The organism is Nocardioides daeguensis (assembly GCF_019192965.1).
In the GTDB taxonomy this organism is placed as follows: domain Bacteria; phylum Actinomycetota; class Actinomycetes; order Propionibacteriales; family Nocardioidaceae; genus Nocardioides; species Nocardioides daeguensis.
The window spans coordinates 122,131-145,309 of the sequence record NZ_JAHTKU010000021.1 but is presented as its reverse complement, the minus strand read 5'-3'; the positions used below and the strand labels follow the sequence as shown (position 1 = coordinate 145,309).

Annotated in this window: 23 protein-coding genes; 12 read left to right on the top strand and 11 right to left on the bottom strand. The window is 73.1% G+C overall.

What is annotated here, in order from left to right:
• The first annotated feature begins 77 nt into the window (after positions 1 to 77).
• The 10 genes from KU893_RS17710 (at position 78) to KU893_RS17665 (ending at position 9,496) form a co-directional block, all read left to right on the top strand.
• The gene (locus KU893_RS17710) at positions 78 to 2,066 is read left to right on the top strand and encodes an acetyl/propionyl/methylcrotonyl-CoA carboxylase subunit alpha (RefSeq protein ID WP_308167231.1); all 1,989 of its coding nucleotides are present in this window, start codon (positions 78 to 80) and stop codon (positions 2,064 to 2,066) included.
• Complete coding sequence (locus KU893_RS17705; RefSeq protein WP_218235706.1) at positions 2,063 to 3,232, top strand: acyl-CoA dehydrogenase family protein; 1,170 nt, start codon at positions 2,063 to 2,065, stop codon at positions 3,230 to 3,232. The genes KU893_RS17710 and KU893_RS17705 overlap by 4 nt, the downstream gene beginning before the upstream one ends.
• Before the next feature lie 160 nt (positions 3,233 to 3,392).
• Positions 3,393 to 3,785 (top strand): PLDc N-terminal domain-containing protein, encoded by a 393-nt coding sequence (locus KU893_RS17700; protein ID WP_218235705.1) that lies wholly within the window; start codon positions 3,393 to 3,395, stop codon positions 3,783 to 3,785.
• Between the two features lie 34 nt (positions 3,786 to 3,819).
• The gene (locus KU893_RS17695; RefSeq protein ID WP_218235704.1) at positions 3,820 to 4,302 is read left to right on the top strand and encodes a hypothetical protein; all 483 of its coding nucleotides are present in this window, start codon (positions 3,820 to 3,822) and stop codon (positions 4,300 to 4,302) included.
• Positions 4,299 to 5,303, top strand: a complete 1,005-nt coding sequence (locus tag KU893_RS17690) for an NAD-dependent epimerase/dehydratase family protein (protein WP_218235703.1) — start codon at positions 4,299 to 4,301, stop codon at positions 5,301 to 5,303. Before KU893_RS17695 ends, KU893_RS17690 begins: the two co-directional genes overlap by 4 nt.
• 127 nt (positions 5,304 to 5,430) lie before the next feature.
• On the top strand, positions 5,431 to 6,549 hold the full coding sequence (locus KU893_RS17685; RefSeq protein WP_218235702.1) for a YihY/virulence factor BrkB family protein: 1,119 nt from the start codon (positions 5,431 to 5,433) through the stop codon (positions 6,547 to 6,549).
• A gap of 131 nt (positions 6,550 to 6,680) precedes the next feature.
• Positions 6,681 to 7,205: a hypothetical protein gene (locus tag KU893_RS17680; RefSeq protein ID WP_218235701.1), complete on the top strand. Its 525-nt coding sequence runs from the start codon at positions 6,681 to 6,683 to the stop codon at positions 7,203 to 7,205.
• A complete protein-coding gene (locus tag KU893_RS17675; protein ID WP_218235700.1) occupies positions 7,205 to 7,711 on the top strand; it encodes a putative endonuclease domain-containing protein in 507 nt (168 codons plus the stop codon). Before KU893_RS17680 ends, KU893_RS17675 begins: the two co-directional genes overlap by 1 nt.
• Before the next feature lie 52 nt (positions 7,712 to 7,763).
• On the top strand, positions 7,764 to 8,879 hold the full coding sequence (locus KU893_RS17670) for an S-(hydroxymethyl)mycothiol dehydrogenase (protein WP_218235699.1): 1,116 nt from the start codon (positions 7,764 to 7,766) through the stop codon (positions 8,877 to 8,879).
• Positions 8,876 to 9,496, top strand: coding sequence for an MBL fold metallo-hydrolase (locus KU893_RS17665; RefSeq protein ID WP_218235698.1), 621 nt, complete (start codon positions 8,876 to 8,878; stop codon positions 9,494 to 9,496). Before KU893_RS17670 ends, KU893_RS17665 begins: the two co-directional genes overlap by 4 nt.
• Positions 9,497 to 9,543: 47 nt before the next feature.
• Here the strand turns inward: KU893_RS17665 and KU893_RS17660 are convergent, their stop codons facing one another.
• From KU893_RS17660 to KU893_RS17610, 11 genes are all read right to left on the bottom strand, one after another.
• On the bottom strand, positions 9,544 to 10,302 hold the full coding sequence (locus KU893_RS17660) for a tyrosine-protein phosphatase (protein WP_218235697.1): 759 nt from the start codon (positions 10,300 to 10,302) through the stop codon (positions 9,544 to 9,546).
• Positions 10,303 to 10,312: 10 nt separating this feature from the next.
• Entirely contained in the window at positions 10,313 to 11,137 is an 825-nt protein-coding gene (locus tag KU893_RS17655; protein ID WP_218235696.1) for a DUF1295 domain-containing protein, read from the bottom strand.
• Positions 11,134 to 12,369, bottom strand: a complete 1,236-nt coding sequence (locus tag KU893_RS17650; RefSeq protein WP_218235695.1) for an SAM-dependent methyltransferase — start codon at positions 12,367 to 12,369, stop codon at positions 11,134 to 11,136. The genes KU893_RS17655 and KU893_RS17650 overlap by 4 nt, the downstream gene beginning before the upstream one ends.
• Positions 12,366 to 13,643, bottom strand: coding sequence for a class I SAM-dependent methyltransferase (locus KU893_RS17645; RefSeq protein ID WP_218235694.1), 1,278 nt, complete (start codon positions 13,641 to 13,643; stop codon positions 12,366 to 12,368). The genes KU893_RS17650 and KU893_RS17645 overlap by 4 nt, the downstream gene beginning before the upstream one ends.
• The gene (locus KU893_RS17640) at positions 13,640 to 15,799 is read right to left on the bottom strand and encodes an FAD-dependent oxidoreductase (RefSeq protein WP_218235693.1); all 2,160 of its coding nucleotides are present in this window, start codon (positions 15,797 to 15,799) and stop codon (positions 13,640 to 13,642) included. The genes KU893_RS17645 and KU893_RS17640 overlap by 4 nt, the downstream gene beginning before the upstream one ends.
• A gap of 7 nt (positions 15,800 to 15,806) precedes the next feature.
• Positions 15,807 to 16,589, bottom strand: a complete 783-nt coding sequence (locus KU893_RS17635) for an anti-sigma factor (protein ID WP_218235692.1) — start codon at positions 16,587 to 16,589, stop codon at positions 15,807 to 15,809.
• On the bottom strand, positions 16,586 to 17,194 hold the full coding sequence (gene sigK, locus KU893_RS17630) for an ECF RNA polymerase sigma factor SigK (RefSeq protein WP_218235691.1): 609 nt from the start codon (positions 17,192 to 17,194) through the stop codon (positions 16,586 to 16,588). The genes KU893_RS17635 and sigK overlap by 4 nt, the downstream gene beginning before the upstream one ends.
• 50 nt (positions 17,195 to 17,244) lie before the next feature.
• On the bottom strand, positions 17,245 to 17,916 hold the full coding sequence (locus KU893_RS17625; protein WP_218235690.1) for a fasciclin domain-containing protein: 672 nt from the start codon (positions 17,914 to 17,916) through the stop codon (positions 17,245 to 17,247).
• A gap of 146 nt (positions 17,917 to 18,062) precedes the next feature.
• Positions 18,063 to 19,574, bottom strand: a complete 1,512-nt coding sequence (locus KU893_RS17620) for a molybdopterin-dependent oxidoreductase (RefSeq protein ID WP_218235689.1) — start codon at positions 19,572 to 19,574, stop codon at positions 18,063 to 18,065.
• A gap of 36 nt (positions 19,575 to 19,610) precedes the next feature.
• The gene (locus tag KU893_RS17615) at positions 19,611 to 20,570 is read right to left on the bottom strand and encodes a succinylglutamate desuccinylase/aspartoacylase family protein (RefSeq protein ID WP_218235688.1); all 960 of its coding nucleotides are present in this window, start codon (positions 20,568 to 20,570) and stop codon (positions 19,611 to 19,613) included.
• On the bottom strand, positions 20,570 to 21,067 hold the full coding sequence (locus KU893_RS17610) for an ATP-dependent zinc protease family protein (protein ID WP_257441354.1): 498 nt from the start codon (positions 21,065 to 21,067) through the stop codon (positions 20,570 to 20,572). Before KU893_RS17610 ends, KU893_RS17615 begins: the two co-directional genes overlap by 1 nt.
• A gap of 23 nt (positions 21,068 to 21,090) precedes the next feature.
• On the opposite strand from KU893_RS17610, the gene KU893_RS17605 reads away from it, so the two are divergent.
• Both KU893_RS17605 and KU893_RS17600 read left to right on the top strand, forming a co-directional pair.
• Positions 21,091 to 22,281, top strand: a complete 1,191-nt coding sequence (locus tag KU893_RS17605) for a RimK family alpha-L-glutamate ligase (protein WP_218235687.1) — start codon at positions 21,091 to 21,093, stop codon at positions 22,279 to 22,281.
• Positions 22,282 to 22,411: 130 nt separating this feature from the next.
• On the top strand, positions 22,412 to 23,173 hold the full coding sequence (locus KU893_RS17600; protein WP_306811647.1) for an enoyl-CoA hydratase-related protein: 762 nt from the start codon (positions 22,412 to 22,414) through the stop codon (positions 23,171 to 23,173).
• Positions 23,174 to 23,179 lie beyond the last annotated feature (6 nt).

The window sequence follows — 23,179 nt, the reverse complement described above, 5'->3', positions numbered from 1 at the left end:
TCGCTTCGCTCGCGGTTGGTCGGGCAAACACTCGCAAGCTCGCGTTTGCAGCGGGCTGGTCTGAAGGGAGGCACGAAGTGCCTTTGATCCGAAGGATCCTGGTCGCCAACCGCGGCGAGATCGCCCGCCGGGTGTTCCGCACCTGCCGCGACCTCGGCATCGAGACCGTGGCCGTGCACTCCGACGCCGACGCGGGGATGCCGTTCGTGCGCGACGCGGACGCCGCCGTACGGCTGCCGGGGAACACGCCGGCCGAGACCTACCTGCGCGGCGACCTCGTCATCGCGGCCGCGCGCAAGGCCGGCGCCGACGCGATCCACCCCGGCTACGGCTTCCTCTCCGAGAACGCCGCCTTCGCCCGCCAGGTCGCCGAGGCCGGGCTCACCTGGGTCGGCCCCGACCCGTCGTCCATCGAGCAGATGGGCTCGAAGATCGAGTCCAAGAAGCTGATGGAGGCGGCCGGCGTGCCGGTCCTCGGCAACTTCACGGCCGACACGGCGAGCGCCGCGGACCTGCCGCTGCTGGTCAAGGCGAGTGCCGGTGGCGGCGGTCGCGGCATGCGGGTCGTCCGCACGCTCGACGCCCTGGCCGGCGAGATCGAGAAGGCCGCCTCCGAGGCGGAGTCGGCCTTCGGGGACGGCACCGTCTTCGTCGAGCCGTACGTCGAGAACGGCCGCCATGTCGAGGTCCAGGTGCTCGGCACGCCGGACGGCACGATCGTGTTCGGCGAGCGCGACTGCTCGGTGCAGCGGCGCCACCAGAAGGTGATCGAGGAGGCGCCGGCCCCCGGCCTGCCCACCGCGACCCGGACCGCGCTGCACGAGGCCGCGCGGGCCGCCGCCGAGGCGATCGACTACCGCGGCGCCGGCACCGTCGAGTTCCTCTACGACCCGGCCCGCGACCGCTTCTACTTCCTGGAGATGAACACCCGCCTCCAGGTGGAGCACCCCGTCACCGAGGCCGTGTACGGCGTCGACCTGGTCGCGCTGCAGATCGCGGTCGCGGAGGGTCGCTCGCCGGCCGTCGCGGTCGGGGAGCCCGTCGGGCACGCCGTCGAGGTCCGGCTCTACGCCGAGGACCCCGCCCACGACTACCAGCCGCAGAGCGGGCGGATCGCCCGGTTCGAGGTGCCGGGTGTGCTGAGCTCGTTCGAGGGGCCGTCATCGTACGGGGTCCGACTCGACTCGGGCGTCGGCTCGGGCGACGCGATCGGCACCTTCTACGACGCGATGATCGCCAAGGTGATCGTGCACGCGCCGACCCGCGAGCAGGCCCTGCGCCAGCTCGCCGGCGCGCTCGCGAAGGCCGAGCTGCACGGGCTGGTCACCAACCGCGACCTGCTGGTCAACCTGCTCCGCGACCCGGTGCTCAGCGCCGCCGAGATGCACACGACCTGGCTCGACACCGCCGACCTGACCGCCCTCGCGGCCGCGCCCGGTGGCGAGGGCACGACCGAGATCTCGGCCTTCGCGGCGGCGGTCGCGCTCGCCGAGGCCGCCCGGGTCTCCCGGCCGGTGCAGGCGCGGATCCCCGCGGGATGGCGCAACGTCATCGCGGGTCCGCAGGTCACCACCTTCCTGCGCGGGGCGGCGGGCGACGACGAGATCGCCGTGCGCTGGTACGGCGGCCGCTCGTTCCGCTCCGCCGACCTGGAGTGCGTCGTGGTCACCGAGGCCGGACCGGACCGGGTGACGATCGAGGTCGACGGCGTCGCGCGCACCTTCCAGGTGTTCGTGGACGGCGACCGGGTGGACGTCGAGTCGTCGCTGGGTCACGTGGCCCTGCGCCGCAAGCCGCGCTTCGTGGACCCGTCCACCCAGGTGGCCGCGGGCTCGCTGCTCGCGCCCATGCCGGGCAGCGTGATCGCGGTCCGCGCGGCGGTCGGCGACGTCGTACAGGAAGGCCAGCCCATCCTCGTGATGGAGGCGATGAAGATGCAGCACACCATTGCGGCGCCCTATGCGGGCACCGTCACCGAGCTGTCGGCGAGCGCCGGCCAGCAGGTCGAGGCGGGCGTCGTGCTCGCCGTCGTCGAACCCGCCGAGTCCGAAGGAGAGGACGCATGACCCAGACCATGTTCACCGAGCCGGAGGAGCGCGTCGCCCTGCGCGAGGCGGTCAAGAAGCTCGCCGGCAAGTACGGCCGCGAGTACGTCGAGAAGCAGGCCCGCGAGGGCGGCAAGATGACCGAGATGTGGCTCGAGATGGGCCAGACCGGCTTCCTCGGCGTCAACATCCCCGAGGAGCACGGCGGTGGTGGCGGTGGCATGGCCGACCTGGCCGCCGTCCTCGAGGAGACGGCCGCGGCCGGCGCCCCGCTGCTGATGATGGTCGTCTCGCCGGCCATCTGCGGCTCGATCATCAGCCGCTGCGGAACACCCGAGCAGAAGCAGCGCTGGCTGCCGGCCATCGCCGACGGCTCGCACCTGATGGCCTTCGGCATCACCGAGGCCGACGCCGGCTCCAACTCCCACCAGATCACCACCACCGCCACCCGCGACGGCGACGAGTGGGTGCTCAAGGGGCAGAAGACGTTCATCTCCGGGGTCGACGAGGCGCAGTCGGTGCTCATCGTCTCCCGCACCGAGGACGCCAAGACCGGCAAGCTCAAGCCGGCGCTGTTCGTCGTACCCACCGACGCCGAGGGCTTCACCAAGCAGCCGATCCCGATGTCGTGGCAGGCGCCGGAGAAGCAGTTCACCCTGTTCCTCGACGACGTCCGGGTCCCCGCCGACGCGCTGGTGGGCGACGAGGACGGCGGCCTGTGGCAGCTCTTCGCCGGCCTCAACCCCGAGCGGATCATGGGCGCGGCGATGTCGTGCGGCCTGGCCCGCTACGCGCTCGACAAGGCGGTGGGCTACGCCAAGGAGCGCTCGGTCTGGAAGGACCAGCCCATCGGCGCCCACCAGGGCATCGCCCACCCGCTGGCCAAGATCAAGATCGAGCTCGAGCAGGCCCGTCTGCTCTGGCAGAAGGCCGCGGCGCTCTACGACGCCGGCGACGACTTCACGGCCGGCGAGTACGCCAACATGGCCAAGTACGCCGGCGGCGAGGTCGCCTGCAACGCCACCGACGTCGCCGTCCACACCCACGGAGGCAACGGCCTCACCCAGGAGTACGGCCTCGGCAACATGCTCGTCGCCGCCCGCCTGGGCCGGATCGCCCCCGTCAGCCGGGAGATGATCCTCAACTTCGTGGCCATGCACTCGTTGGGGTTGCCGAAGTCGTACTGAGGCGGGGAGACAGATTCACCGGCCGGCCGGTGAAACTCACGCTTGGACGAGGAAACTTCCTCGTCCAAGCGTGAGAGTTTTGTCGTCCAACCCCCGACAGTTTCACCGGCCGGCCGGTGAAACTGGCCTTCCTCCGCGCACCGTGGGGCACAATGCCGGGATGCTGCGCCTGCTGCCGCCCCTCCTGGTCCTCATCTTGTGGATCTACTGCCTGGTCGACGTGATCACGGCGCGCGACGACAGCGTGCGCAACCTCGCGAAGACCTGGTGGCTGCTCATCGTCTTCTTCTTCCCGCTCGCCGGGTCGATCGCCTGGTTCATCGCCGGGCGACCGGTCACCGACCGGCCGCTGACCCGTCAGCAGGGTGCGGCGCCGGGCTTCCCGGAGTACGAGCGTCGCGGCCGGTTCGCCGCCGCCGACGCGGAGAAGGACGAGGAGTTCCTGCGCAAGATCCGCGAGCGCGCCGAGGAGCAGCGTCGAGCGTACGAGCGCACGCAGCGGGAGCAGCGCGAGGAGGAACGGCGCCAGCAGGAGGGCCCGGACCCCGTCTAGGTCTGCCGCGCTCCGGGGCGGGTACCCCCGGAGGATGGATGACGAGGTGCTCCACGGATACCTGCAGCACCACTGGGTCGGTTCGACGGCGGGGGTGTCGCTGTTCCAGCGGGTGGCCCGCACCCACGGGATCGACGAGGTGGCGACCGCAGTCGGCCAGCTCGCCGACGAGATCGAGCAGGAGCGGGAGACCCTGCGCCGGGTCATGCACGACCTCGGCGCCCGGCCGAGCACGGTCGGCACGATCGCCGCGAAGGCCGGGGCGGAGCTGGGCCGGCTCAAGCCCAACGGCCGGCTGCTCACCCGCTCACCGCTGACCGACCTGGTCGAGATCGAGGCGCTGCGGATCGCGGTGTTCGGCAAGCGTGCCGGGTGGCAGGCCCTGCGCTCGGTCGCCGACGCCGACCCCCGCCTGGACGCCGCCCTGCTCGACAGCTTGGTCGCCCGCTCGGAGCACCAGCTCGAGAAGCTGGCCGAGCTGCACCTGACCACGGCGCGCCGGCGGATCGCGGCATGAAGGTCGTCGTCACCGGAGCGTCCGGGAACATCGGGAGCGCGTCGCTGCGCGAGCTCACCGCCGAGGGCCGGCACCACGCGGTGGGCGTCGCCCGGCGCCGACCGGAGCTGTCCGACCGCGCGGTCGCCGAGGCATCGGTGACCTGGCGGCCCGCCGACCTCGGCACCGACGACCTCGACCCGCTCCTCGAGGGTGCGGACGCGGTGGTCCACCTGGCGTGGCAGTTCCAGCCCACCCACCGCCCGGAGGAGACCTGGCGGACCAACGTGGTGGGCACCCGCCGCCTCCTGGCCGCGGTACGGCGGCAGCGGGTCCCCGCCCTGGTCTGCGCCTCCTCGCTCGCGGCGTACTCCCCGGCCGACCACGACGACCCGGTCGACGAGGCCTGGGAGACCGACGGGGCCTCGTCGGCGGCGTACTGCCGGGAGAAGGCCTACAACGAGCGGGTGCTCGACGCGTTCGAGGCGACCGTCGCCGGGATCCGGGTCGTCCGGCTGCGGCCGGCCTTCGTCTTCCAGCGCTCGGCGGCCAGCGAGCAGCGCCGGATCTTCGGCGGTCTCCTGCTGCGCCCCTGGATGCTCGACCGGCGACGGATCCCGGCGCTCCCCGTCCCGCGGGGGCTGCGGCTGCAGGCCGTCCACGCCGAGGACGTCGCCGGCGCGGTCCGCGCCGCCGTCGAACGACCGGTCAGCGGCGCGTTCAACCTCGCCGGCGCCGGTGTGCTGCGGCGCGAGGAGCTCGGTGAGATCGTGGGCGCGCCGACCGTGGAGGTCCCGCACCGGCTGGTCAGCGGGGCGTTCGACGCCGGGTGGCTGACTCGCCTGGTCGGGGTGCCGGGCTCGCTCGCGGACGCGCTGCTCGCCGTACCCGTGCTCGCCACGGACCGGGCCCACGCCGATCTCGACTGGCAGCCGCGGCACACGGGAGCCGAGGCGGTCGAGGCGTTCCTCTCCGGCGCGGCGCAGTCCGCCGGCACCGGGATGCCGCCGCTGCACCCCTGAGCGGATCTCGGGAAGGTCGCTGCGGGCTCGCACCGGCCATCGCGTCCTTCGCGAGGGTGCTGCCGGCCCAACATCCCGAGGGGCGACCCTCGCGTGGCCCGGTGGGTCGATGTCATAGGTTGCGCCTGTGGGACTTGTCGGAGACATCGATCGGGCACAGCGGCGCAGCCCCGCCGCCGGCTTCCCGCTCGCGGTCATCTACAAGTTCTTCGACGACCAGGGCAACTACCTCGCGGCGATCCTGACGTTCTACACGTTCCTCTCGATCTTCCCGCTCATGCTGCTCGGCACCTCGATCCTCGGCTTCGTCCTCGACGGCCGCCCGGCGCTCCAGGAGCAGGTCCTCGACTCGGCGCTGGGGCAGTTCCCGATCATCGGTACGGAGCTGGGCCGACCCAACGGAATCCAAGGCTCGGCTGGCGGCATCATCGCGGGATCGTTGACGGCGCTGTACGGCGCCCTCGGGCTCGGCCTGGCCCTGCAGAACGTCCAGTCGGCTGCCTGGGCGGTGCCGCGCAACAGCCGACCGCACCCGGTGATGACCCGGGTCAACAGCCTGTTCATCCTGGCAGTGGCCGGCATCGCGATCTTCACCGTCTTCGTCGGCTCGGCGGTGCTCACCGAGACCAAGCTGGTCGGCGACCTGTCCACCCATGGGTGGTTCCACTGGCTGGTGCGCCTGCTGTCCCTGGTCCTCCTCGGCCTGATGATGACGGTCCTGCTGCGGATGGCGGCGGCCCGCGCGATCCGGGACCGCGGGATCCGGGCCGCGCCCGGTGGCTTCACGGTCGCGGTGCTGTGGCAGTTCCTGCAGTGGATCGGTACCTGGTACGTCACCAACGTCATCGCCAGCGCCGACCGCAACAGCATGACCGAGACCTTCGGCCTCGTGCTCGGCCTGATGGGTCTGCTCTACATCGGCGCCGTCATGGGCGTCATCGGCATCGAGGTCAACGTCGTGCTCGCGCGCAGGCTGTGGCCGCGCGCGCTCCTCACGCCGTTCACCGACTCCGTCGACCTCACCGAGGCGGACCGCCGCGCCTACGCCATGTACGCCCAGATGCAGCGGCACAAGGGCTTCCAGACGGTCGCGGTCCGCTTCGACGGTCGCGACGGCGACTCCCACGAGATCGTCCTGGACCCGCGCACCGAGAAGGTGCACAAGCAGCACATCCCCGGCCGGCCGCCCCGACCCGAGGCGGCCGAGGAGCCCACCCAGCCGGTCAACCTGCCGCCGCCCGTCTGACCGCTGCCGATCTCGTCACGTGGGTCGACGCGATCGGAAGCGATGTCCCTGCGGACTCCTCTCCACCGCTCCCGTCCACAGGCCGCGGGTCGTCAGGTGTGGGCGGTCCGGAGCCGGGGGATCGCTGCGCCATGGACGAGCTGGAGAGGCTGATCGGGCTGCAGGACGGAGTGGTCGCCCGCCGCCAGGCACTGGCCGCGGGGTGCACCCATCCCGAGATCGCACGGATGCTGCGTCGGCGCGCGCGGGTCCCCGTGCACCCGGGTGTCTACGTCGACCGCACCGGGCCGCTCGCCTGGCGGCAGCGGGCGTGGGCGGCCGTGCTCGCCTGCTGGCCCGCCGCGCTCGGCGGCTGGTCGGCGATCCGCGCGCACGAGGGGCCCGGCCGACGGATGCTCGCGGACGACGGGCCGATCGAGGTGGTGGTCCGCAACGGCCGTCATCCCGCCCCGCTCCCGGGCGTACGGGTGCGGATCTCGCGCCGGTTCGACGAATCGGTCCAGCTGCACCTGAGCCCGCCCCGACAGCGGTACGACGACGCGATCATCGAGCTCGCCGACCGGGCCCGCGACGAGCTGCGCGCCATCGCTCTGCTCGCGGACGCGTGCGGCAGCCGGCGTACGACGCCGACCGCCTCCTGCGACGGGTGGGGATGATGAGCCGTCTGGCTCGCCGTGACCTCGTGGTCGCCGTCCTGGCCGACGTCGCGGACGGCACGTGCTCGGTGCTGGAGCACGCCTACCTGACGAGGGTCGAGCGCCCCCACGGGCTGCCCCGCGGCCTGCGCCAGGTCCCGGCCGTGGGACCCGACGGCCGACGGATGCTCCGCGACGTCGTCCACGGGGGCCGACGGCCGCACTGGCGCCAGATCGTCGAGCTCGACGGCCGGGTGTTCCACGACTCGCCGGCAGCGCGTGACCGCGACCTCGAGCGCGACCTCGACGCGGCCCTCGACGGCACGGACACCCTGCGCCTGGGCTACGGCCAGGTGCTCGGACGGCCGTGCCGCACCGCCGCCAAGCTGGCCCGCCTGTTCCAGGTGCGCGGCTGGGACGGCAGCCCGACGACCTGTCCGGACTGCGTGGAGGTGATCGCTGCCGATCGGGTCAGGTGGGTCGACGCGATCGGAAGCGATGCCGGGCTCACCGCCGAGCCGCCATGATGGGCGGTGGGGCAGAGCAGTCCCGGACGTCGAGTGCAGGGAGCAGCAGCGGATGAGCCAGCAGGTGAAGGCGGTCGTGGCCAGGGCCAAGGGGGCGCCGGTGGAGGTCGTGACGATCAACGTGCCGGACCCGGGGCCGGGCGAGGCGGTGGTGAAGGTCCAGTCCTGCGGGGTGTGCCACACCGACCTGCACTACCGCGAGGGCGGGATCAACGACGACTTCCCGTTCCTGCTGGGCCACGAGGCCTCCGGCATCGTCGAGGCGGTCGGCCCGGACGTGACGTCGGTGGCTCCCGGTGACTTCGTGGTGCTGAACTGGCGTGCGGTGTGTGGTGAGTGCCGGGCCTGCAGGCGCGGCGAGCCCCAGTACTGCTTCAACACGCACAACGCGACGCAGAAGATGACGCTCGCCGAGGGCGAGGATGCCGGAACCGAGCTCTCCCCGGCCCTGGGCATCGGCGCGTTCGCCGAGAAGACCCTCGTCGCGGCCGGCCAGTGCACCAAGGTCGACCCGAAGGCCCGTCCGGCCTCCGTCGGCCTGCTCGGCTGCGGCGTGATGGCCGGCATCGGCGCCGCCATCAACACCGGCGCCGTGGGCCGCGGGAAGTCGATCGCGGTCATCGGCTGCGGTGGCGTCGGCGTCGCGGCGATCGCGGGTGCCGCGCTGGCGGGTGCCTCCCCGATCATCGCGGTCGACATCGACGCGAAGAAGCTCGCCAAGGCGGTCGAGATGGGCGCGACGCACACGGTCGACTCCTCCCAGGTGGACCCGGTCGAGGAGATCAAGCGGATCTGCGCGCAGACCTACGAGGGCGCCGAGGGCGCCGACGTGGTGGTCGAGGCGGTCGGTCGTCCGGAGACGTGGAAGCAGGCGTTCTACGCCCGCGACCTGGCCGGCACGGTGGTCCTGGTCGGCGTACCGACCCCGGACATGAAGGTCCCCGAGATCCCGCTGATCGACGTGTTCGGTCGAGGGGGCGCGCTGAAGTCCAGCTGGTACGGCGACTGCCTGCCGAGCCGCGACTTCCCGATGCTGGTCGACCTCTACCAGCAGGGGCGCCTCGACCTGGACGCGTTCGTGACCGAGGAGATCGGGATCGAGGACATCGAGGCCGCGTTCGACAAGATGCACCACGGCGACGTGCTCCGCTCGGTGGTCATCCTGTGAGCGCTGCCGGGACCGCTCGGGTCGACCACGCCGTCACGTCCGGCACGTTCTCGCTCGACGGGGAGACCTTCGACGTCGACAACAACGTCTGGGTCGTCGGCGACGACACCGAGTGCGTCGTCATCGACGCCCCCCACTCCGTCGAGGACATCCTGGCCGTGGTCGGGGACCGGCGGGTGAAGGCGATCGTGTGCACCCACGCCCACGACGACCACGTCCGGGTCGCGCCGGCGCTGCGGGAGAAGGTGGTCGCGCCGATCCTGCTCCACCCCGACGACAAGCCGCTGTGGGAGCTCACCCACACCCAGTACCTGTGGGACCTGGACCTGGCCGACGGCCAGACCCTCGAGGTCGGGGGTACGACGCTGCAGGTGCTCCACACCCCGGGCCACGCGCCCGGTGCGGTGTGCCTGTACGCGCCCGACCTGGGCTGCGTCTTCACCGGCGACACCCTGTTCCACGGTGGACCCGGCGCGACCGGGCGCTCCTACAGCGACCGGCCCACCCTGGAGGCGTCGATCCGGGCCAAGCTGTTCGACCTGCCCGGCGACACCGTCGTGCACACCGGGCACGGCGAGGACACCACCATCGCCGCGGAGCGCGAGCGGCTCGGCTGACGCGGGCGGCCCGGCCCGGCGGACACCCCCGCCGCGGCCGGCCCGCCTCAGGAGTCGCGCAGCAGCCCGCGCAGCCGGGTCAGGGTGTCCTCGTCGAGGTCCAGCCCGTCGCGCAGGTACGTCGACCGGTCGCCGTAGTGCTCCTCGACGGCGGCCCAGGCGGCGCCGAGGTACTCGACGTCGACGACGAGGGTCGGCTCGTAGACGGCGACCAGGTCGGGGCCGCCGTGCTTCTCGATCTCGGTCGCGACCCGGGCGCGGCTGGCCGCGCTGCGCGCGTTGGTGAGCAGGTAGTCGCTCTCGATCGTCGGGTCGTCGACGCCGGCGACGTGCAGCAGGAGCGCGGCGACCCAGCCGGTGCGGTCCTTGCCCTGCGAGCAGTGGAAGAGTTGCGGTCCGCCGGTGGCGAGCTGGCGGAGCACCCCGCCGAACGCCGTGCGGCAGCGCTGCTCGACGACGAAGCCCCGGTAGACCTCGTCCATCAGCGCGACCGCCTCGGCCCGATCGGTCAGGCCGGAGAGGCGGTCCATCGAGATGCCGATGGCGTCGAAGTGCAGGTTCTCCGCCCCGGGGACCTCGGGGTCGGGGTGCAGGGCGATCTCGGTGGGGGAGCGCAGGTCGATGACCGCGTTCAGCCCGATCGCGTGCAGCGCCGCCGAGTCGACCTCGCTGAGGCGCAGGTCGTTGGAGCGGTAGAAGACGCCGGTGCGGACCTTCCCGCCGTCCACCGTCGCGTAGCCGCTACCGGCCACGTCGCGGAAGTTGTCGGCCGACGCCAGCCGCAGGTACTCCTGCTCATCGCTCACGGACGAAACCCTAGGAGACGACGTGGCGTCCGCGTCGTGGCGGTCGGGGCACGAAGCGCGAGGTCCGGGCGGCGTACGCCGGGTAGCCGGGGCGTTGCATCATCGTCTGCTCCAGCAGGCGGGCGCCCGTCGCCTCGCTGAGGAACCAGGTCATGGCGAGCGGAGCGACGAGCGTGGCCAGCCCCGCGACCCAGCCCGAGGCGAGCCCCCCGGCGAGCCACAGGCCCCACCACACGCACGCGTCGCCGAAGTAGTTCGGGTGCCGGGTCCACGCCCACAGCCCCGTGTCGAGGACGGGCGGGCGCTGGTCGCGTGGCCGGGAGCGGTACGACGCCAGCTGGGCGTCGCCCACCGCCTCGAAGAACAGCCCGACCCCCCACACGACGGCGCCCAGGGCGACCAGCGGCCACCAGCGCACCTCGCGCGCCACGCCGACCGAGACGGGCAGCGCGATGACCGGGACGATCGCGCCCTGCAGGGCGAACACCTTCCGCACGGCCCGGGCCATCCCGACCTCGGCGAGGGTGCCGCCGAGCAGCTTCTCGTAGCGCGGGTCCTCGTCACGGTGCTGTGCCGTCCGGCGTCCGATGTGCCACGCGAGCCGGCCGCCCCACAGCACGACGAGCGCCACCAGCAGCCAGGTCCGCGGGCCCGAGCCCGCGTCCCCGGCCGCCGCCCCCGCACCCGACGCGACCGCGGCGCCGGCGAACGCGACCCCCCAGGCCACGTCGACGACGGCCACGCGGCCCTGGCGCCGGGCGACGAGCGCGGTCACGGCCATCACCACGGCCGCGGCGGCCACGGACAGGGCGATGCTGACGACGACCTGCGTCATCGCGCCGGCCTGCGCAGCAGGAGCTGGTCGACACCCATCCGTCCGTCGCGGAAGGCCATCGAGCCGCCGACGAGGTAGAGCCGCCAGACCCGGACCAGCTCCTCGCCGACCAGCGCGGTGATCGCGTCGAGGTTCTCCTCGAACCGCTGGAGCCATCCGGCGACGGTCATCACGTAGTGCTCGCGCAGCGCCTCCACGCCCCGCAGCTCCAGCCCGGCCTCCTCGAGCAGGCCGATGGTCGCACCGACCGGCCTCATGTGCATGTCCGGCGCGATGAACGACTCGATGAACGGTCCGCCGCCGGGATGGTGGGCGGCGCGCGACATCTGCTGCACCAGCACCCGTCCGCCCGGCTTGACCGCGTCGTGCAGGACCCGGGCGTACGTCGGGTAGTTCCGCTCGCCGACGTGCTCGCCCATCTCGAGCGACGCGACGGCGTCGTGCTCGGCGCCCGGGAGCGGGACGGCGTCGCGGTAGTCGCACAGCCGGATCTCGACCCGGTCGGCCACCCCTCGGCGTCGCGCCGCGGCCTCGGCGTACCGGCGTTGCTCGGCGGAGAGCGTCACCCCGACGACGTGCGCGCCGTAGTGCTCGGCGGCGTGCAGGGACAGCGAGCCCCAGCCGCAGCCGACGTCGAGCAGCCGCATCCCCGGCTCCAGGCCCAGCTTGCGGCAGACCAGGTCCAGCTTGGCCTCCTGCGCGTCGGCCAGCGGCTGCTCGGGCGAGGAGTGGTAGCCGCACGAGTACGCCATGGTCCGCTCGTCGAGGATCAGCGAGTAGAAGTCGGCGGTGGTGTCGTAGTGGTGGCTGATGGACCGCCGGTCGCGGTCCTTGCTGTGCAGTCGGCCGCGGATCCGGGCCTGGGTCGCGGGCGCGGCCGGCGGGCGTCCGAGGACGTCGAGCCCCGCCGCCGTCCGCACCGCCCGCGCGAGGGCGCGCAGCGACGGCCTCCGGGGCAGCGACCGGTCGGTGGCGACGGCGAACGCGTGGGTCAGCGCGGCATCCAGGTCACCTGGGACGTCGAGCTCGCCGGTCACGTACGCCTGCGCGGCCCCGAGCTCGCCGGGATGCCACAGCAGCCGGCGCAGCGCGTCGGGCGAGCGGAGCTCGACCACCGGCGCGTCGGCCGGGCCGGCCGCCGTACCGTCCCAGGCGACCAGGCGAACGGGGAGGTCGCCACCGACGAACGGCCGCAGCGCGTCGGCCAGCTCGGTGGCGACGGCGGCGCTCATCGCGCGTCCTCCCGGGCCAGGACGAGCTGGTGCACGTCGATGTAGTCGGCGGCGAAGCCGGCGCGGCAGTACTCCAGGTAGAAGTGCCACATCCGCACGAAGGTCGCGTCGAAGCCGAGGTCCGCGACCCGGTCGTGGGCGGCGAGGAAGGCGCGGTCCCAGCGGTGGAGGGTGGCCGCGTAGTGCCGTCCCAGGGCGAGGTCGTCGACGATCCGGAGCCGGGTGTGCCGGCCCGTCACCTGGTCGATCGCGCGGACCGACGGCAGCGCCCCGCCGGGGAAGATGTACTTGGTGATGAAGGTGTGCGTCGAGCCGGTGGCGAGCATCCGGTCGTGGGGGAGCGTGATCGCCTGGATCGCGACCCGGCCGCCCGGCGCCAGCGCGTGGTCGAGCGTGCGGAAGTACGCCGGCCAGAACTCGCGGCCCACGGCCTCGACCATCTCGACCGAGACCACGGCGTCGTACGCCCCGGCGGGCTCGTCGAACAGCACCCGGTAGTCGCACAGGTCGACTCGCACCCGGTCGGCGTACCCCGCTGTCGCGATCCGCTGGCGGGCCAGGTCCTGCTGCTCGACGGAGAGGGTCAGGGTGCGGACGGTCGCGCCGCGCGCGGCGGCCCGGATCGCGAGCTCGCCCCAGCCGGTGCCGATCTCCAGCAGCCGGGTGCCGGGGCCCACGCCGGCGCGGTCGAGCAGCCGGTCGATCTTGCGGTGCTGGGCGGTGGCGAAGTCCTCGGTCAGCGCCGTCGCCAGGTCCTCGAAGAGCGCACTGGAGTACGACAGGGTCGGGTCGAGGAAGGCGGCGAACAGGTCGTTGGACAGGTCGTAGTGGTGGGCCACGTTGGCCTGGGTGTTCTCGCGGGTGCCGCGGTGGCTGCGGGGCAGGCGCGGGGAGACGACGGTCCGCAGGCGCTGCAGGCTGCGCGGGACCAGGTCGGTCAGGTCGGCGGCGAGCACGGTGAGGAACTCCCCGAGGACCCCGTCGCCGGGGACGCCGTCCTCGGCCCAGGCCCCGGTCAGGTAGGCCTCGCCGAACCCGATCAGCTTGTCCCGGCCGATCCGGGCGAACAGCTCGGCGGGGCGGTGCACGACGACGGCGGGGCCGCCGAGCCCGATCTGCTCCATCGTGCCGTCGGGGTGGTGCAGCCGCACGGTGACGTGGCGGCGGGCGACCGCCGAGCGGAACAGCCGCTCCGCGATGCGGGCGGAGAGCCCGCCCTCGGGAACCGGCGCGAGGTCGGGCCAGGACGTGGTGGGGGTGGCCGTGAGCGTCATCGGGGCTCTCCTTCGGGGGAGTGGTGGCGCGGTCGGGGCTGGACGGGGAGACGGCGCGCCCACAGCGCGACGCCGTGCGTGCGGATCAGGGCCGCGCCACGCAGGCCGGCGAGGGGCAGCCGGGGCGGCGCCGTGGGGGTGCCGGTCAGCGTCGCGTCGAACCGGGCGCCGTCGTCGGTGACGAGGCGGACCGCCAGCTGGAGCCGGCCGGTCGCCGGGTCGGGCGGCGGCGCGAGCACCTCGTAGTGGCCGTCGGTGCCGTGGAAGGGCGAGACGTACATCGCCTTGTCGACGACGTAGCGTCCGTCCGCGCTGGTGCGCCCCGGGTCGAGCAGGTAGGCGTGCCGGCCGCCGTAGGTGTTGTGCACCTCGACGACCGTGGCTGCGGGGCGGCCGCGCTCCTCGCCCGCGGCCCAGCACCAGTGGACCGTGATCGGGTTGAAGCAGTGCCCGAAGGCACGCGGCTGCGTGGCCGTCAGGACCCGACCGCCCCGCAGGTCGATGTCGTGCGCGGCCAGGAACCGGTCCAGGCCCTCGCGCACGGAGGGGGTGTCGCCGCCGAAGTGGTCGCGCCCCAGGAACCGGCCGGGCACGCCGGCGACCGTCCCGTCGGCCGCGACCCGGTCGAGGTCGACGACGCTCAGGTGGGAGCGGTGGGTGAAGGTGTTGCGCAGCGGCTCGCGGCGGCGGTGCACCAGCGTCGTGGCGTACGTCGTGGCGCCGGGCCCCGAGGCCGTCGAGCAGCCGGCTGGTCCTTGTTCGTCGAGTAGCCGTCGGAGCGAGGAACGAGCGGAGGCGGCGTATCGAGACGCCTCACCGCGTCTCGATACGCCCACGACCTCGTTCCTCGGTCGTGGGCCACTCGACGAGCTCGGCCCCAGCAGCCGCTCGACCGCGCGCTGGCCCGAGCGCGCGCCGTCCTCGTGGAAGCCCCAGCCGTGGTAGGCGCCGGCGAAGACGATCCGGTCGGTGTCGATCTCCGGCAGCCGGGCCTGGGCGGCCACGGACTCCGGCGTGTAGAGCGGGTGGGCGTACTCCCGCCGGACGAGCACCTGGTCGGGGTCGACGGCGTCCTCGCCGCCCAGGGTGACCAGGTAGTGGGTGTCGGTGGGCAGCCGCTGCAGCCGGGTCAGGTCGTAGGTGACCTGCACCCGGTCCTGGGCGACCCGCGGGCGGCGGAAGTTCCACGATGCCCAGGCGTCGCGGGCGTGCGGCAGCAGCCGGGTGTCCGTGTGCAGCAGGGCCGTGTTGCTCGAGTACGGGATCGCGTCGAGCACCTCCTTCTGCTCCCGGGTCGGCGCCGCGAGCATCCCGAGCGCCTGGTCGGGGTGGGTGGCGACCACGACCGCGTCGTACGTGTCCCGGCCCCCGGGCGTGGTGATCTCGACGCCGCTCTCGGTCTCCACGACGGCGAGCACCGGACTCGAGGTGCGGATCCGGCCGCCCGACGCCTCGAGCGCCGCGGCGACGGCGGCGACGTAGGTGGCCGAGCCGCCGGTCACGGTGCGCCACGGCGGGGAGCCGAAGACCGCGAGCATGCCGTGGTGGTGCAGGAACGCGAAGAGGTAGGCGGCCGGGTAGTCCAGCGCCGTGTCCGGGTCGCAGGACCACACGGCCGCGACGAGCGGCTCCATGAAGTGCCGGCGGAAGTACGGCGAGAAGCCGTGGTGGTCGAGGAACGCGGCCAGCGTGGTGAGGTCGTTCCCGTCCGGTGCGTCCAGCAGCCTCCGCGCCGCCCGGTGGAAGCGGGGGACCTCCGCCAGCATCCGCAGGTACACCGGGTTGCGGTGGTTGCCCGCGCCGGCGGGGAACAGTCCGCGCCGCCCGAGCGCACCGGCCCACTCCAGGCCGGTGACCTCGTCGCTGGTCGACATCGACATCTCGGAGGCCTGGGTCGGCACCCCGAGCTCGTCGAGGATCCGGATCAGCACCGGGTAGGTGCGCCGGTTGTGGACGATGAACCCGCTGTCGATGCGCAGCTCCCGCCCGGTCGGGTCGGTGACGGTGTGCGTGTCGGCGTGGCCGCCGAGCCGGTCGTCGGCCTCCAGCACCGTGACCTGGGCGCCGGCCGCGGGACGGGAGGCGAGGTAGGCCGCGGTGAGTCCGGCAACGCCGGAGCCCACCACGGCGATCCGCCGTGGAGTCGTGGAAGTCATCGGGGCCTCAGGAGTCCAGGGTGAAGAAGGCGATCGGCTCGCTGGTGGGCTGGTCGGAGCCCCCGTCGGGCTCGACGGTGATCCCGACGCCGGTCGCCCGCGAGGCATCGCCGTCGAGGAGCACGGTCGCGTCGCGCAGGTCGGGCATCAGGCCGGCCCGCTCCATCTCACCGGCGGGCGTCTGCAGCCACAGCTCGTAGACCTTGCCGTCCGGCGCCGGCGCCATGTCCGTCGTACGGATGACGGCGCGGCCCTCGGTGCGGGACACGACGATGGTCGCGGTGGACCCGTCGGGGAACCTCTTGTCGACCGACGTGGCGTCGTCGGCGGCGAGGACCCGCTCGGCAGCGGTCAGGTTCGGCTTGTCGGGGTTGTCGTCGGCCCAGGGCCGCAGCAGGAGTCCGCCTGCCGCGGCCACCAGGACGAGGACCGCGGCCACCAGGAGCAGGTGGCCGGTCCGCCCCGACCGGTGCGGCCGGAGCCGACGCCGCGCCGCGCCGAGCTCCACCGGCGACCCCCCGGGCGCGGGCGTGCTCAGCGGCGGCAGCGGCCGGATCTGGGTGATCTCCTCGAGGACCCGGTCGCGGAGGGCAGCGGGCGGCTCGACGGGACCGACGGCCCCCAGCACCGCCGCCGACTCGCGCATCCCGTCCACCTCGTCGCGGCACTCGGCGCAGTGGGCCAAGTGGTCCTCGAAGCGCGCCCGCTCCGCGTCGTCGAGCGCGTCCACGGCGTACGCCCCGGAGAGCGCGTGCACGTCCCAGCCGGGCGTCTGGTCGTGACCGGTCATTGTCCTACTCCGATCGTGTCGCGCAGCCGGATGAGGCCGTCGCGGATCCTGGTCTTCGCCGTCCCGACGGGTAGGTCGAGGAGGGCGGCCACCTCGGTGTGGGTGTAGCCGCCGAAGTACGCCAGTTCGATGGCCTCGCGCTGGACGTCGGTGAGCTGGCCGAGCGCCGCGCGCACGCGGTGCGCCTCGAGCGAGGCGTGGGCGGCCTCGGCGGTCGTGTCGTGCTCGACGCCCTGGTTGCGCTGCTCCCAGGTCACGTCGCGCCGGCTCGCGGCCTCCGCGCTGCGCACCCGGTCGACCGCCTTGCGATGGGCGATGGTCATCAGCCACGCCAGCGCGCTGCCGCGCTCGGCGTCGTACCTGCTCGCCTGTCGCCACACCTCGAGGAACACCTCCTGGGTGACCTCCTCCGCCTGGGCGGGGTCGCGGACCACGCGCAGCACCAGGCCGTGGACGCGCGCCGCGGTGGCGTCGTACAGCGAGGCGAAGGCGGCACTGTCACCGCGGGCGGACTGCCGCAGCAGTGCGCCCAGGTCGGGGCCGTGGCCGCCGGCCGGCGCCCCCGGGTGGGGGGCGCCGGCCGGGTCGCCGGGGACCGGATCCATGGTGGTGATCCTTCCGGTTCAGCTGGGGTACGGGAAGTGCCCGAAGCGGGTCACTTGACTCCGGTGAGCACCGTGTCGATGACGTAGACGGTCGCGTTGGCGGTCGGGATGTTGCCGCACAGGACCTTGGCGGTCACGGTGCCGTCGGACACGGTCATGCCGCTCTCCGCGTCGCCCTCGATCGTCAGCTTGTCGCCCGCGAGCGTCTCCTTGTCGCCGGCGACGGAGTCGGCCGTGTCGTTCTCGCCGAGCACGTGGTGGGCGAGGATCTTGTAGAGGGCGCTGTCCTGGCCCTTCTCCTTGCCCTCGGTCACCAGGCCGGTGAGCTGGTCCTCGGGGATCGCGGCGAACGCGTCGTTGTACGGCGCGAACACCGTCAGCGCCTCGCCGCCGTTCAGCGTGTCGGCCAGGCCGTCGATGCTGGTGACGGCCGTGACCAGGGTGCTCAGCAGCGGGTTGTTGCTGGCCGCGGTGGCGACCGGGTCCTTGACCATGCCGTCGAACGAGCCGGCACCCGAGGTCGGGATCGCCGAGCAGCCGGGACCGAAGGTCTGGGCGCCCGCGTCCTCGGCGGCCATGGGCTCGGAGCTGGAGCCGCCGTCGTTGTTGGCCGAGGCGGTGCCGTCCTTGTCGCCGTCGTCACCGCACGCGGCGAGCGAGACGGAGAGGGCGAGAACGGCGACGCCGGCGCCGGTGACCCGGCGGAGCTTCTGGATCTTCATGGTGGTGCCTTCCGTGGAGGGTGATCGGTGCCTTGTGCAGGTGATTCGGAGCCCGGGCGGTCGCGGATTGCGTTCGATCGAACGATCTGGGGGAGATCTCGGGCGAAAAGTCCCCCGATCCGTTCGATCGAACGGTTCGGGGGAGCTCAGGAGACCCGGACGAGCAGCTCGTGCAGCCCGCTGGCGCCGTCGGGGAACGGCTCGGCGCGGACGGCGGTCTGCGGCTCGCCGTTCCCGGCGACCGCGCGGACCGCGATCCGGTGCGACCCGGGCTCGGCGGACCAGCGGTGGAACCACTGGCGCCAGTAGTCGTCGCCGCCGTCGGGGCCGAGCTGGGCGTCGACCCACGGGCCGCCGTCGACGCGGACCTGGACGCCGGCGATCCCGCCGCGCTCCTGTGCCCAGGCGACGCCGCCGACCACGACGTCCCCGGCGTCGAGCTCGGCCAGCGCCTTCGGGGTGTCGATGCGGGCGCTGATCTTGATGGGGGCCTCGGTCGCCCAGCCGCGCTCGGTCCAGTAGGCCTGCCGGTCGTCGTACGTCGTCAGGGTGAGGCGGGCCAGCCACTTGGTGGCGCTGATGAACCCGTACAGCCCGGGGACGACCAGGCGCACGGGGAAGCCGTGCTCGCGGGGCAGCGGCGCGCCGTTCATGCCGACCGCGACGAGGGCGTCACGGCCGTCGGTGGCGAGCGCGAGCGGCGTGCTGATCGTCATCCCGGCGAAGTCCGTCGACAGGATCTGGTCGGCCTTCGTCCCGTCGATCCCGGCCAGGTCGAGCACGTCGGTCAGCCGCACGCCGAGCCAGCGCGCCCCGCCGACGTACGGGCCTCCGACGCTGTTGGAGACGCAGGTCAGCGTGATGTCGCGCTCGACCATCGGCATCGCGAGCAGGTCGTCGAAGCGCAGCGTCACCTTCCGGTCCACGTCGCCGTCGATGGTCAGGGTCCAGTCGTCGGCGCTGATCACGGGGACGTCGAGCCGGGTGTCGACCCGGTAGAAGTCCGCGGTCGGCGTGCGGAACCGGGTGATCCCGGGGACCTGGTCGTCGAGGCCGCGCGGCAACGGGGGCGCCGGTTCGGCCGGCCGCGGCAAGGTGACGTCCTCGGGCCGGGAACGCAGGCCGGAGACCAGGCGTCCCGCGACGCCGCCCACCGCCGCCATCGCGGCCAGCGCGGTGACCGTCAGCAGGACGGTACGGCGGCCGCCGTCGCCGGTGGCCGCCTGCGCGTGGGTGCGGGACAGCAGCCGGAGCGCGGCCGGGGCGGCGACCGCCGCCACCAGGGAGGGGAGCAGGTCCAGCGGGTCGGGTGCCGGCCGGGTCAGTACGGCGACCGCTGCGATGCCGACCAGCGTCACCAGCAGCCCCGCCCCGGCGACGAACCGGCGCCGGGCGAGCAGGCCGGCCACCGCCGCCAGCACCAGCACCCCTGCCAGCACCGAGCCGACCAGGATCGTCTTGTCGGCGCTCCCGAAGCTGCGGATCGCCCACTCCTTCATCGGGGTGGGGGTGCGGTCGATGACCGCCGAGCCGACGGCGAGCACCGGGGAGGCGGCGGCGTCGGTGAGAGCGGCGACGAGGTGGGCCAGGCCGATGCCGACCAGGGTCGCCAGCACGCCGTACCCGGCCCAGGGGAGTGCCCGTTGCAGTCGATTCATGGGAGGGGTTCGGCGCGGACCCCCTCGGGAGATGGGTCAGACGGGCGTGGCGATGTGCACGAGCGCGTCGCCCGCGTTGACGATCGGGGCGCGGGTCAAGCCGATCACGATGCCGTCGCGGTCGGCGTGGACCAGGCGGACCCGGCGGCCGAAGGTGTCGGAGAGGCCGCCGAGGCGTTGCCCGTTCTCGACGCGGTCCCCGAGCTTGACCTCGAGGTGCAGGATGCCGGTGCCCCGGGCCCGGACCCACGCGCTGGAGCGGGACTCGGCGGGGGCGGGGTGGTCGGCCCAGGCCGGGTCGGGCTCGATCATGTCGAGCGAGGCGAGCACGCGTCGTACCCCGTCGACGCCGACGGCGATCGGCTCGGCCTGGAAGCGCATCGCCTCGCCCGCCTCGTAGAGCAGGACGCGCGCACCGCTGTCGCGGGCGGCCTGGCGCAGCGAGCCGTCGCGCAGCCGGGCGTGCAGCATGACCGGGGCGCCGAAGGTCTCGGCCAGCTCGCGGGTGCGGGGGTCGTCGAGGTCGGCTCGGATCTGCGGCAGGTTGCTGCGCCGGTCGGCCGCGGTGTGCAGGTCGATGCCCACGTCACACTTGCTGACGACCTCGGTCATGAACAGGTGCGCGATCCGGCTGGCCAGCGAGCCGCGGGCCGAGCCGGGGAAGGAGCGGTTGAGGTCGCGGCGGTCCGGCAGGTAGCGGTCGCCGGTCATGAACCCGAAGACGTTGACGACCGGTACGGCGAGCAGCGTGCCGCGCAGCGTCTTCGGCGACAGGCTCGCCACGATCTGCTGCACGACCTCGACGCCCATCACCTCGTCGCCGTGGATGGCGGCGTTGACCCAGACCGCGGGCCCGGGCTCACGGCCGTGCACGACCCGCACCGGCAGGCTGATGTCGCCGCCCGTCACCAGCCGGGTGATCGGGAGCTCGACCTCCTTGGCCGAGCCGGCGCGCACGCGCACGTTGCCGATGGCGAACGACTCCCGCAGCGCCATCAGGAGGAGACCTCGGCGCGTCCGCGGTTCTTGCGCCGTACCCGCCGCGGCGGTCGGCCGCCGAGGTAGGAGCGGCCGGAGTCGACGAGGAAGCCCTGCCGCAGGGCCTCGCGGCCGACCAGCATCCGGAAGCCCATCTCGTCGCGCCGGGTCAGCGTCACCTCGGTGGTGATGGTGCGCCCCAGCAGCTCGAGCTCGGTGAGGACCACGAAGCGCTGCTGCGTGTGGCCGGTGGAGCTGCGGATCGTGCGTCGGTCGTGGACCGGGCACTCGACGTACACCGCGTCCTCGGCCGAGCGCTGCCACGGGTGGATCGAGAACCGGACCCAGGCGACGCCGTCGCGCTCGAACTCGTGGAGGTCGAAGGCGTGCAGCGCCGACGTGCGGGCACCGGTGTCCAGCTTGGCCTTGACCGGCCCCACCCCCAGTGCGGGCAGGCGCACCCACTCGCGCCATCCGGCGACCACCGGAGGACTGGTTGAATGGGCGGCGTCCACAAGCCAATCCAATCAGGTCGGGTATGAAGCTCGCGATCCTCTCCCGCGCTCCGCGGTCCTACAGCACGCAGCGTCTGCGCACCGCCGCCCTCGACCGGGGGCACCAGGTGAAGGTGCTCAACACGCTCCGCTTCGCGATCGACCTGTCGGGCGACGAGCCCGACCTGCAGTTCCGGGGCAAGCAGCTCTCGGACTACGACGCCGTGCTGCCGCGGATCGGCAACTCGATCACCTACTTCGGCACCGCCGTCGTGCGCCAGTTCGAGCAGATGGACGTCTACACGCCCAACACGGCCAACGGGATCGCCAACTCGCGCGACAAGCTGCGCGCCACCCAGATCCTGTCGCGGCACAACATCGGCATGCCCGCGACGACGTTCGTCCGCGACCGCGCCGACGTGATCCCCGCGATCGAGCGGGTGGGCGGTGCGCCGGTCGTGATCAAGCTGCTCGAGGGCACCCAGGGCATCGGCGTCATCCTCGCGCCCAGCATCAAGGTCGCCGAGGCGATCATCGAGACCCTGCAGAGCACCAAGCAGCAGGTCCTCATCCAGCGCTTCGTCAAGGAGTCGAGGGGCCGCGACGTGCGCGCCCTCGTCGTCGGCGACCGCGTGGTCGCCGCGATGCGGCGGGTCGCGCAGGGCGACGAGTTCCGCTCCAACGTGCACCGCGGCGGCAGCGTCGAGCGGGTCGACCTGGACCCGGAGTACGAGCAGGTCGCCGTCCGCGCCGCCCAGATCATGGGCCTCAAGGTCGCCGGTGTCGACATGCTCGAGGCCAAGTCGGGTCCGCTCGTCATGGAGGTCAACTCCTCCCCGGGCCTGGAGGGCATCGAGAACGCCACCAAGCTCGACGTCGCCGGCGCGATCATCGACTACATCGACAACCAGGTCGCCTTCCCCCAGATCGACGTCCGCGAACGGCTGTCCGTCTCGACCGGGTACGGCGTCGCGGAGCTCGTCGTCCACGGCGACGCCGATCTCGTCGGCAAGAGCATCGGCGACTCCGGCCTGCGCGACCGCGACATCACCGTGCTCACCCTCCACCGCGGCACCCTGGTCATCCCCAACCCGTTCCCGCACCACGTGCTGGAGGCCGAGGACCGGCTGCTGTGCTTCGGCAAGCTGGAGGAGATGCGCTCGATGATCCCCGCCCGGCCCAAGCGCCGCGCCCGGGTCAAGAAGCTCCCGAAGACGCCGATCCACGAGGGGTGAGCCTGCCTGAGCTCGTCGAGTAGACCGAGCCCCTGGGCGAGGGCGTATCGAGACGCAGGTCAGTCGTCTCGATACGCCGCTCGCTGGCGCTCGCGGCTACGAGCTCAGCTGGTGCGGCAGGATGACCCGCATGACTGACGCACCCGCCGAGCTGGTCCACCTCGACGTCGCCGACGGCATCGCGACGATCACCCTCGACTCGCCCCACAACCGCAACGCGCTCTCGCGCCAGCTGCTCACCGAGCTGGTCGGCCACCTCGCGGCGGCGGAGGCGGCCGACGACGTCCGGGTGATCGTGCTGAGGTCGTCGGGCCGGGTGTTCTGCTCGGGCGCGGACCTGTCCGAGGCCTCGACGGTCCCCATGCAGGACGGCGCGCGGGCGATCGTGGCGCTCCAGCGCCAGATCGTCGCCTCCGCCAAGCCGGTGGTGACCGTGGTCGAGGGTGCTGCCCGCGCCGGTGGCATCGGCATCGTGGCCGCCTCGGACGTCGTGGTCGTGGCCGACGACGCCACCTTCGCGCTCACCGAGGTCAAGCTCGGCCTCACCCCCGCGGTCATCTCGCTGACCGTCTTCCCGCGGCTGACCCCCCGCGGCCTGGCCTGGACCGCCCTCGGTGGCGAGGTCTTCACCGGTGCCGAGGCCGTGACCTACGGCCTGGCCACGTTCGCGGTCCCCGCCGCCGAGGTCTGGGCGAAGACCGACGAGGTCGTCGGCCGGCTCGCCACGGGCGCCGCCCAGGGCCTGCGCGAGACCAAGAGGCTGCTCAGCGCCGACCTCCTCGAGCGGATCGACGCCGACGGCGAGGAGCTGGTCGAGCTCAGCGCCCGGCTCTTCGGCTCCGACGAGGCCCGCGAGGCGATGACCGCCTTCCTCGCCCGCAAGAAGGGCTGACCCGGG